This is a genomic window from uncultured Holdemanella sp. (assembly GCF_934772795.1).
GTDB lineage: Bacteria > Bacillota_I > Bacilli_A > Erysipelotrichales > Erysipelotrichaceae > Holdemanella.
This window is the reverse complement of record NZ_CAKVMR010000069.1, coordinates 1-10,830: the sequence shown is the minus strand read 5'-3', so window position 1 is coordinate 10,830 and position 10,830 is coordinate 1. Positions and strand designations below refer to the sequence as shown.

At 36.3% G+C, this 10,830-nt stretch carries 12 protein-coding genes and 1 other annotated feature; of the genes, 11 read left to right on the top strand and 1 reads right to left on the bottom strand.

What is annotated here, in order from left to right; genetic code table 11:
- Nucleotides 1-208 precede the first annotated feature (208 nt).
- The 5 genes from Q0F04_RS10150 (at nt 209) to rplL (ending at nt 2,976) form a co-directional block, all read left to right on the top strand.
- Entirely contained in the window at nt 209-598 is a 390-nt protein-coding gene (locus tag Q0F04_RS10150) for a hypothetical protein (protein ID WP_295752953.1), read from the top strand.
- Nucleotides 599-742: 144 nt separating this feature from the next.
- Entirely contained in the window at nt 743-1,162 is a 420-nt protein-coding gene (gene rplK / locus Q0F04_RS10145; RefSeq protein ID WP_003866292.1) for a 50S ribosomal protein L11, read from the top strand.
- 14 nt (nt 1,163-1,176) lie between these two features.
- Entirely contained in the window at nt 1,177-1,863 is a 687-nt protein-coding gene (gene rplA / locus Q0F04_RS10140; RefSeq protein WP_003866293.1) for a 50S ribosomal protein L1, read from the top strand.
- A 30-nt stretch (nt 1,864-1,893) separates the two neighbouring features.
- Nucleotides 1,894-2,013 (top strand) — a sequence feature (ribosomal protein L10 leader region).
- 32 nt (nt 2,014-2,045) lie between these two features.
- Nucleotides 2,046-2,585: a 50S ribosomal protein L10 gene (gene rplJ / locus Q0F04_RS10135; protein ID WP_295752950.1), complete on the top strand. Its 540-nt coding sequence runs from the start codon at nt 2,046-2,048 to the stop codon at nt 2,583-2,585.
- A 22-nt stretch (nt 2,586-2,607) separates the two neighbouring features.
- Nucleotides 2,608-2,976, top strand: a complete 369-nt coding sequence (rplL, locus tag Q0F04_RS10130; RefSeq protein ID WP_003866295.1) for a 50S ribosomal protein L7/L12 — start codon at nt 2,608-2,610, stop codon at nt 2,974-2,976.
- A 140-nt stretch (nt 2,977-3,116) separates the two neighbouring features.
- Here the strand turns inward: rplL and Q0F04_RS10125 are convergent, their stop codons facing one another.
- Entirely contained in the window at nt 3,117-3,920 is an 804-nt protein-coding gene (locus Q0F04_RS10125; RefSeq protein WP_295752948.1) for an HAD family hydrolase, read from the bottom strand.
- Nucleotides 3,921-4,143: 223 nt separating this feature from the next.
- Here Q0F04_RS10125 and rpsL point away from each other — a divergent pair, with 223 nt between their 5' ends.
- The 6 genes from rpsL to Q0F04_RS10095 all read left to right on the top strand — a co-directional run bounded on the left by rpsL (nt 4,144) and on the right by Q0F04_RS10095 (nt 10,681).
- Nucleotides 4,144-4,557 carry a 30S ribosomal protein S12 gene (rpsL, locus tag Q0F04_RS10120; protein ID WP_117573318.1) on the top strand — a complete coding sequence of 138 codons (414 nt, stop codon included), beginning with the start codon at nt 4,144-4,146 and terminating at the stop codon, nt 4,555-4,557.
- A 25-nt stretch (nt 4,558-4,582) separates the two neighbouring features.
- Nucleotides 4,583-5,053 (top strand): 30S ribosomal protein S7, encoded by a 471-nt coding sequence (gene rpsG / locus Q0F04_RS10115; protein WP_003866299.1) that lies wholly within the window; start codon nt 4,583-4,585, stop codon nt 5,051-5,053.
- A gap of 18 nt (nt 5,054-5,071) precedes the next feature.
- A complete protein-coding gene (gene fusA, locus Q0F04_RS10110) occupies nt 5,072-7,168 on the top strand; it encodes an elongation factor G (protein WP_295752946.1) in 2,097 nt (698 codons plus the stop codon).
- Between the two features lie 72 nt (nt 7,169-7,240).
- Nucleotides 7,241-8,425, top strand: coding sequence for an elongation factor Tu (gene tuf / locus Q0F04_RS10105; RefSeq protein WP_295752943.1), 1,185 nt, complete (start codon nt 7,241-7,243; stop codon nt 8,423-8,425).
- A 170-nt stretch (nt 8,426-8,595) separates the two neighbouring features.
- Complete coding sequence (locus Q0F04_RS10100; protein ID WP_366510388.1) at nt 8,596-9,903, top strand: O-acetylhomoserine aminocarboxypropyltransferase/cysteine synthase family protein; 1,308 nt, start codon at nt 8,596-8,598, stop codon at nt 9,901-9,903.
- Nucleotides 9,904-10,387: 484 nt separating this feature from the next.
- On the top strand, nt 10,388-10,681 hold the full coding sequence (locus Q0F04_RS10095; RefSeq protein WP_366510389.1) for a DUF6198 family protein: 294 nt from the start codon (nt 10,388-10,390) through the stop codon (nt 10,679-10,681).
- The last annotated feature ends 149 nt before the right edge of the window (nt 10,682-10,830 follow it).

Below are 10,830 nucleotides of genomic sequence, written 5' to 3'. Positions count from 1 at the left end.
TATTAAGGCATTTGATCCTTGAAAGAACTAGATATACCCGTAAATAAAGGATTTGTCAACCACACGATTGTAGATTAATAGAACAGATTATAATTCATATACTAAAAATGTAGATAAGGTAAAGGCGTATTACGATGATGCTTTAAAACAAACGGAGTTGTTGTCGATACGATTGAGGGAGTATGCGTATAAATATGCTGAATTGATTATGAGTGAAGGTGCATCATATAAAGTGAAGTATAAAGATTTGAGTGGCATCTATGAGTACATATATGAAGATGCGGGTAAGGCTTTGTATGAGATATATGATAAGACTGTAAAAGATATGTATGATATATATTATGATGGAATTATTAAGGATGCATATGATACAGAAGACTATGATGTGTGGAGTGATGTAAGTTCGGATGCTTACAATGACTGGTCAGATTGTTTATCGGATATATATGATGTATGGTCAGATATGCAGTCGGATATTTATGAATTTCAATCGGATTTAAGAAGTGAAATATATGATCATGATGATGAAAGAGCGCAGAAGAAGATGGATAAGTTTAAGAAATCGATTCTTCGTATGAAGGAGGATGTAAATGATTAGAGAGAATCAATGATTTGCTCTAATTTTTTTTAAAAGTCGCTTGCATCACAGATTATAGTGGTGTATATTAAATAGGCATGCGTGGGAGAATGCGTAACTGTTCGTATTACCACAGCATAGGACAAAATATAGGAGGAACGTCTTATGAGCAAGAAAAAAGTTACAAAAGTTTGTAAGTTGCAGTTCCAAGCTGGTGGAGCTAAACCAGGTCCAGCATTAGCAAGTGCTGGTATCAACATGCCTCAGTTCTGTACAGCTTTCAATGATGCAACAAAAGATCGTAAAGGTGATATTGTTCCAGTTGTCATTACTGCTTATGAAGATAAGAGTTTTGATTTCGTGTTGAAAACAACACCTGCTGCTAACTTATTGAAAAAAGCAGCAAACGTACAAAAAGCAAGTGGAGATCAAAAAGTAGTTGCTGGTACAATTACAGTTGATCAATTAAAAGAAATTGCTGAGTACAAAATGCCAGACTTGAATGCCAACGATGTAGAAGCTGCAATGCGTATTGTTGCTGGTACTGCACGTAACATGGGTATCAAGGTTGAAGGATTTGAATAGGAGGAACATCAATAATGGCAAAAGTAAGTAAGAGATATGCTGAAGCAGCTAAATTAGTTGATCGTTCAAAAACTTATTCAATTGAAGAAGCTGTTAAATTAGCTAAAGAAACTAGTAAAACAAAATTCGACGCAAGTGTTGAAGTAAGTTTCCGTTTAAACGTAGACCCTCGTCACGCTGATCAACAAATCCGTGGGGCAATGGTATTACCTAATGGAACTGGTAAAACACAACGCGTTTGTGTAGTTGCACAAGGCGAAAAAGAAAAAGAAGCTCAGGCTGCTGGTGCTGATTTCGTTGGTGGTGCAGATATTATCGAAAAAATCTCTAAAGGTTGGTTCGATTTTGATGTATTAGTAGCTACTCCAGATATGATGGGTCAATTAGGACGTTTAGGACGTGTTTTAGGTCCTAAAGGATTAATGCCAAACCCTAAGACTGGTACAGTAACAATGGATGTTGCTAAGGCTATTGATGAAATCAAAAAAGGTAAAGTTACTTACCGTGTAGACAAAGAAGGAAACATCAACTTAGCTATCGGTAAAACAAGTTTTACAGATGAAGCATTAGTTGAAAACTTCAATGCAATCTTCAATACAATTGCTAAGGCTCGTCCTACAACTGTAAAAGGTGCATACATGAAAAACTTAGTAGTTTCAACAACAATGGGTCCTGGAATCCACGTTGAAATCGTTAAGTAATTGACAAATCTAGTAAAATAAATTAAACTACAGATTGTTATCAATATTCCAAAGACAGTAACGGCGTATGCTTAATCATGTTACCGAGGGTATGATGCATTGACTTTGCACAATTAGCCCGTCTTTGATGCGGGCTTTTCTTTTGAATATTGTTACAATAGATGAAAGAAGAGGTGGATCGAATGAACAAAGACATCCTTGCACAAAAGGAAGCTGACGTTATCGCCTTATCTGAAAAAATGGAAGCTGCTAGTAGTGTTGTATTAGTAGAATACCGTGGTTTATCAGTAAAGGAAGTAACAGAACTTCGTCGTGCTTTGCGTGAAGAAGACGTTGAATTCAAAGTTTACCGTAACGCAATCGCTCGTCGTGCAGCTGAAAAATTAGGTCACGAAGATTTCGCAAAAACTTTAGTTGGACCTAACGCATTGGCATTTGGTAAAGATCCAGTTGCTCCTGCTCGTGTATTAGCTAAATTCGCTAAAAATCATGATGCATTAGTATTAAAAACTGGTATCGTGGATGGAGCTATGGTAGACGAAGCTACTATCCAAAAATTGTCTGCATTACCTAACAAAGAAGGTATGTTGGCTAAATTCGCATCTTGCTTAAATGCTCCAGTTATCAAATTTGCTATGACTGTTAAAGCATTGGCAGAAGCTAAAGAAAACGGATCTGTAAAAACAGAAGAAGCACCAGCTACAGAAGAAGCTGCTGCGTAATTAATTATAGGAGGAAAATAAAATGGCTAAATTAACTCAAGAAGAAATTCTTTCTTATTTAGAAGAAGCAACAATTTTAGAATTAAACGACTTAGTAAGTGCAATCGAAGAAAAATTTGGTGTAGTAGCTGCTGCTGCTGTTGCTGCTCCAGCTGCTGCTGCTGAAGAAGCTGCAGGACCTAGCGAAGTAACTGTTACATTAACAGATGTTGGTGGAACAAAAGTTGCTGTAATCAAAGCCGTACGTGAAATCACTGGTTTAGGATTAGTTGACGCTAAGAAATTAGTAGATGGTGTTCCAGCTGCTATTAAAGAAAACGTATCTCCAGAAGAAGCAGAATCAATTAAAGAAAAATTAGTTGCTGCTGGAGCTACTGTAGAAATTAAGTAATTTAAGCTTAATAAGTAATTAAAGCCTTTGTCTTCGGATAGAGGCTTTTTTTCTGTTTGTTTAATCGTTATATTTTCAAATGATACTATTATGATACTAAAAAAGACATCATTTCATTGGGGATGATGTCTTTTAATGTTTTATTCGTCTTTTAATATTTTTGTGACTGCATTATAGATACCGTTATCGTATGTAGATGTTGTGGCAAAATTAGCATAGCTTTTTACATAATCGCTCGCATTACCCATCGCAACACCGATATCCGCTTTCTTTAACATGTGGATATCATTTGTGCTGTCTCCAAAACAGATGGCATCTTTCCATGTTAATCCTGTTTTTTCTAGAATCATTTCAATACCTTTTGATTTATCGTTATCCGTATTGAAGATATCAAAGCAGAATCCATCGGTTTTAACGTTGATTAGATCATTTCTTAAATTAGGGTGGGATTCCATGAATTGATCCACTAATTTTTTATCTTTAGTAAGGACTACGGCATTAAAGGCTTTGTGTCTTAAATGATAAGATTGACTAGGATCATAGAATAATGAATCGAGTACATTACAGTATTTGCAGAAATCATACATTGGGTAGAAGTTGTTATAAATGTATGTGGCATCTCCAAAGTGGAACATTAGACCCGTTTCATATTTTTTGCTGAAATTAACTAAGTCATTAACGTTTTCTTGTAAGATTGGATAACTTCCAATTTCTTGAAAGTCTTTGTCTAATATATAGCTTCCGTTGATCAATACGTAAAAATCAAATTGAACGCGTTGTAAAATAAGTTTCATCTGGTTTAAAGGACGACCTGTAGCCGCACAAACAATATATCCTTTATCTTTTAATGTTTGAATGGCATCCAATGCACTTTCTTGAATGATGTCATTTTCGGTTTGATAAAGTGTTCCGTCCATGTCGAAAAATACAATTTTGTGTTTCATAAACATACCTCTATTCTTGTCTATATTATACTTTAATGAAGGGGGAATGCGAAAAAAAATTATTATAAAAAATTAATAAAAAAGAATTGACAAATCATGTGGAATACTGTATCTTAATGTTGCATGCGAAAATAGGTTCTGAAAAGAGCCTATATTTAATGGATGGGCAAGACCCACCCGGCTTCGTTTGCTTGGAAATTGAAAATTTTGAAAGGAGGATCTTATGCCTACAATCAACCAGTTGATTCGTAAAGGTCGTAAGGCCAGTCAAAACGTTTCAAAGTCTCCAGCTTTGAATCGTGGTTACAACTCATTGCAGTCTAAACCAACAAACCAATCAAGTCCACAAAAACGTGGAGTTTGTACTCGTGTTGGTACTATGACACCTAAGAAACCAAACTCAGCACTTCGTAAATATGCGCGTGTTCGTTTAAGTAATGGTATGGAAGTTACAGCTTACATTCCAGGAATCGGACACAACTTACAGGAACACAGTGTTGTATTGATTCGTGGTGGACGTGTTAAAGACTTACCAGGTGTTCGTTACCACATCGTTCGTGGAACTTTGGACTGTGCTGGTGTAAATGACCGTAAACAATCTCGTTCATTATACGGAACTAAAAGACCTAAGAAATAGATCAATCGTGAAAGGAGGAAATTAGATGCCTAGAAAAGGACACATTGCGAAACGTGACGTACTAGTCGACCCAATTTATAACTCTAAGTTGGTTACTCGTTTGATCAACAAAATCATGATTGATGGTAAAAAAGGGGTTGCACAAACTATTTTGTACAACGCGTTTGAAATCGTAGAAGTAAAAACAGGAAAAGCACCAATGGAGGTTTTCGAACAAGCTTTAGAAAACGTTATGCCTCAATTGGAATTGAAAGTTAGACGTGTAGGTGGAGCCAACTACCAAGTACCAGTTGAAGTAAGCGACGAACGTCGTTTGACTTTAGGACTTCGTTGGATTGTAAACTACGCACGTTTGCGTAACGAAAAAACAATGGAACAGAGATTAGCAGCTGAAATTATTGATGCTTCTAATGGAACTGGTGCCAGTGTTAAAAAACGTGAAGACACTCACAAAATGGCAGAAGCTAACAAGGCTTATGCTCACTACCGTTGGTAAGAGAAGGAGTAAAGAAATATGCCTAGAGACTATGCTTTACACGAAACTCGTAACATCGGTATCATGGCTCACATTGATGCCGGAAAAACAACAACAACAGAACGTATTCTTTACTACTCTGGTGTAAACCACAAGATTGGTGAAACACACGATGGAGCTAGTACAATGGACTGGATGGAGCAAGAACAAGAACGTGGTATTACAATCACTTCTGCTGCTACAACAGCTCACTGGAAAAAGACAGACGGAACTGGTAAAGAATGCCGTATCAATATCATCGATACACCAGGCCACGTAGACTTCACTGTAGAAGTTGAACGTAGTTTACGTGTATTAGATGGTGCCGTAACAGTATTAGATGCTAAAGCAGGTGTTGAACCTCAAACTGAAACTGTATGGCGTCAAGCTACTGAATATAACGTTCCACGTATTGTATTCTGTAACAAAATGGATGCTACAGGTGCTGACTTCTTAATGTCATGCAATACAATCATCGATCGTTTAGGAGCTAAATCTTGTCCAATTCAGTTACCAATCGGTGCTGAATCAGACTTCGAAGCTATCATTGATATTATCAAGAGAAAAGCTTACGAATTTAGTGGAGATTATGGACGTATTATTACTGAAATCCCAGTTCCAGAAGATATGGTAGATCTTATGGAAGAATACCGTGCTAAATTACTAGATTACTTAGCAGATTATGATGAAGATTTCATGATGCAAGTATTAGAAGGTGAAGAACCTTCAATCGAAGAAATCAAACGTGTATTACGTATTGCCGTATGTAATGGTGACTTCTTCCCAGTATTATGTGGATCTGCATATAAGAACAAAGGTGTTCAATTAGTATTGGATGCAGTAGTAGATTACTTACCAAGTCCATTAGATGTACCTTCAATTAAGGGTACTACATTAGATGGAGAACCAGATGTTCGTCACCCTGGTGATGATCAACCATTCTCTGCATTAGCATTTAAGATCGCTACAGACCCATTCGTTGGAAAATTATCTTTCTTCCGTGTTTATTCAGGTACTGCAAAAGCAGGAAGCTATGTATTAAACTCAACTAAGGATAAAAAAGAACGTTTCGGACGTATCGTTCAGATGCACGCCAATGCACGTAAAGAAATCACTGAAGTTTACTCAGGTGAAATCGCTGCTGCAGTTGGTTTAAAGGTTACTACAACAGGTGATACATTGTGTGATGAAGATCACCCAATCATTCTTGAATCTATGGAATTCCCTGAACCAGTAATCGAATTGTCTTTGGAACCAAAAACAAAAGCTGACCAAGACAAAATGGGATTGGCTCTTGCAAAACTTGCAGAAGAAGACCCTACTTTCAAAACATATACAAACGAAGAAACAGGACAAACAATCATTGCCGGTGTAGGTGAACTTCACTTGGATATCATTGTTGACCGTTTACGTCGTGAATTTAAAGTTGAAGCAAATGTTGGTCAACCACAAGTTGCTTACCGTGAAACAATTCGTCAGGCTGCTGATTGTGAAGGAAAATACATCCGTCAGTCAGGTGGTCGTGGACAATATGGTCACGTATGGATCAAATTCGAACCAAATGAAGGAAAAGGATTTGAATTCGTTGATGCTATCGTTGGTGGTAGCGTACCTAGAGAATATATCAAACCAACTCAAGAAGGTTTGGAAGCAGCATTGGAAAATGGTATGGTTGCAGGTTACCCAGTAATTGATATCAAAGCTACATTATTTGATGGATCATACCACGATGTCGACTCTAGTGAAATGGCTTATAAGATTGCCGCAAGTATGGCATTGAAAGAAGCTGGAAAAAAATGTAAACCTGCTATTCTAGAACCAATCATGTTCGTAGAAGTAACTGCACCAAGTGAATACTTAGGTAGCGTTATGGGTGACATTTCAAGTCGTCGTGGACAAATCACTGAGCAGGAAGAACGTGGAAATGCCATTATTGTTCGTGCACATGTTCCATTATCAGAAATGTTCGGATATGTTACAGACTTACGTAGCTTTACTCAGGGACGTGGAAACTACTCTATGAAGTTCGACCACTATTCAGAAGTTCCAAAGAGTATTGCAGAAAAAATTATTAAAGAGAATTCAAGCGAAAACTAGTTGATTTTCGCTTGGTTCTGAAATACAATATTTATTGTATGAAATATGTTAGCATTTAGGAGGAAATTATAAATGGCTAAGGAAAAATTTGACAGAAGTAAAACTCACGTTAATATTGGTACTATCGGTCACGTTGACCACGGTAAAACAACATTAACAGCAGCTATTACAACAGTATTAGCTAAAAAAGGTATGGCTAAAGCTGAAGCTTATGACCAAATCGATGGTGCTCCAGAAGAAAAAGAACGTGGAATCACTATCAACACAGCACACGTTGAATACCAAACAGAAAAACGTCACTATGCACACGTTGACTGTCCAGGCCACGCCGATTATGTAAAAAACATGATCACTGGTGCTGCTCAGATGGACGGAGCAATCTTAGTAGTTGCTGCATCTGATGGACCTATGCCTCAAACACGTGAACACATCTTGTTAGCACGTCAGGTAGGTGTTAAATATATCGTTGTTTACTTAAACAAATGCGATATGGTTGATGATGAAGAATTAATCGACTTAGTAGAAATGGAAGTTCGTGAATTATTAAACGAATATGGATTCGACGGAGACGAAACTCCAGTTATCCGTGGTTCTGCTTTAAAAGCTCTTGAAGGAGATCCAAAATACGAAGAATCAATTTACGAATTGATGGATGCTGTTGATACTTGGGTACCAGATCCAGCTCGTGAAATGGATAAACCATTCTTGATGGCAATCGAAGACGTTATGACAATTTCTGGTCGTGGTACAGTAGCTACAGGACGTGTTGAACGTGGACAAGCTCACTTAAACGACGAAGTTGAAATCGTTGGTATCAAAGACACTCAAAAAACAGTATTAACTGGTTTGGAAATGTTCCACAAACAATTAGACGTTGCTGAAGCAGGTGACAACATTGGTGCATTGTTACGTGGTATTGCACGTGACCAAATCCAACGTGGACAAGTATTAGCTAAACCTGGAAGTGTACACCCTCACACTAAATTTAAAGCACAAGTTTATGTTTTAACTAAAGAAGAAGGTGGACGTCACACTCCATTCGTTTCTAACTACCGTCCTCAATTCTACTTCCGTACAACTGACGTTACAGGTGTAATCACATTGCCAGAAGGAACTGACATGGTAATGCCTGGTGACAACGTTGTTATGAACGTTGAATTGATCGCTCCAATCGCTATCGAAACTGGTACTAAGTTCTCTATCCGTGAAGGTGGACACACTGTAGGTGCTGGTAACGTTACTGAAATTGACGCTTAATTAAACTTATAGAAACTAAGGACTGATACATTTTGTATCGGTCTTTTTTTGTTTTGATATGAAACAAATGTAAATATAATGTAAAAAATTACATTTATCATTGACATCATGGCTATTTTATTTTATCATACAAAACATATAAGAATAGTATGAATTAAGGAGATATGATTATGTCAAAATTAACTAGAGATCAACGAAATTTTAAATTCGAAACATTACAATTACATGTTGGACAAGAACAACCAGATCCAACTACAGATGCACGTGCAGTTCCTATTTATCAAACATCATCATATGTATTTAGAAATTGTGATCATGCAGCCGCACGTTTTGGATTGAGTGATGCGGGAAATATTTATGGCCGTTTAACAAATCCAACTGAGGATGTGTTTGAAAAGCGTATTGCGGCCCTTGAAGGTGGTGTAGCTGCATTAGCTGTAGCATCTGGTGCAGCAGCCGTTACATATACAATTTTGAACTTAGCTCAAAATGGAGATAATATTGTTTCAGCTAAAAATATTTATGGTGGTTCATTCAACTTGTTTGAGCATACTTTGCCTCAATATGGGATTGAAACAAACTTTGTAGATATTTTTAATGAAGAAGAAGTTGAAAGTGCAATCAACGAAAAGACAAAGGCTTTGTATATTGAAACATTAGGAAATCCAAATTCGGATGTAGTAGATGTTGAATCTGTCGCAAAGATCGCTCATAAACACAAAATCCCATTAGTGGTAGATAATACATTCGCAACACCATATTTAGTAAGACCAATTGAATACGGTGCAGATATCGTGGTTCATTCAGCTACAAAATTCATTGGTGGACATGGAACAAGTATTGGCGGTGTAATTGTTGATGGTGGAAAATTTGATTGGGAAGCTAGCGGTAAATTTGATTCATTAACAAAACCAAATCCAAGCTATCATGGTATTAGTTTTACACAAGCTTGTGGAGCTGCAGCATTCGTTACTAAGGTACGTGCTATTCTTTTAAGAGATACTGGAGCTACATTATCTCCTTTCAATGCATTCTTATTCTTGCAAGGATTAGAAACATTATCATTACGTGTAGAACGTCATACATATAATGCATTAAAAGTAGTTGAATATCTAAATAATCATCCTCAAGTAGAAAGTGTATCTCATCCAAGTGTTTCTACAGATCCTAAACAACAAGAATTATATAAAAAGTATTTTCCAAATGGTGGTGGATCTATCTTTACATTTGATATTAAGGGTGATGCACAAAAAGCCAAAGATTTTATTGATAACCTTGAATTGTTCTCTTTATTGGCAAATGTTGCAGACGTTAAATCTTTAGTCATTCATCCAGCAACAACAACACATTCACAATGTACTGAAGAAGAATTGCTTGATCAAGGTATTCGTCCGAATACAATTCGTTTAAGTATTGGATGTGAAAACATCGATGATATTATTCAAGATTTGGATGAAGCATTTAAAGCGATTGCATAATTAATGAAAGTCAGAATCTAGGTTCTGACTTTTTGGCTTATAATTTCAGATTTATGAAAATATAAATAAACTTGTGAAAAATACAATACTTTTGATAGAATAACATTACTTTTTTGAAAGGATGATTTGATTGGATAAGAGAACTAGACGATTTATTGTTTATGCGATAGGAATGCTTGTGTTAGCGTTGGGATTAACGTTAAACATAAAGGCCAATCTAGGCGTGTCTCCAATAATATCAGTACCCTATAGTATATCGCAGATAACTGGATATAATTTTGGCGATTTAACTTTTGTGGTATATGCCATATTTGTCGTTGTACAAATAGGAATTCATGTAAAGTTAAAAAAGAATAATAAAATAGTGTCTGATGTATTACAGTTGCCACTAAGTTTAGTGTTTACACGTTTATTGAATATATTTTCCGTATATATTCCAACTTCACAAAATTTAGGAATACGTTTTATAGTTTAAGCTTTTGCGATAATTTGTACAGGTATAGGAGCAGCCATGTCATTGAGTATGCAACTTGTGCCAAACCCAGGTGATGGGATAGTGCAGGCATTAGCTGAAAGATTTAATAAGAGTGTAGGTTTAACCAAAAATCTATTTGATTGTTTTAATTTATGTATAACATTGTGTATAAGTATATTTATTGCGCATCAAATTGTTGGCGTAGGAATAGGTACTGTAATTGCGGTACTTGGTGTTGGAAGAGTAATTGCTTTATGTCATCATATTTTTGAATCAAAAATTGAAGAATTGATTTGCGAGTAAGAGACTGACTTATGTCAGTTTTTTTAAAAGCAGTGATGTAAGCGTATACAGTAAAAAAGATGAAAAAAAGTCAAAAAAACATTTGACGAAAGAGGAATGATTTGGTAATATAGATGAGCACTGCTGAGGTGCACATGATCTTTGAAAAC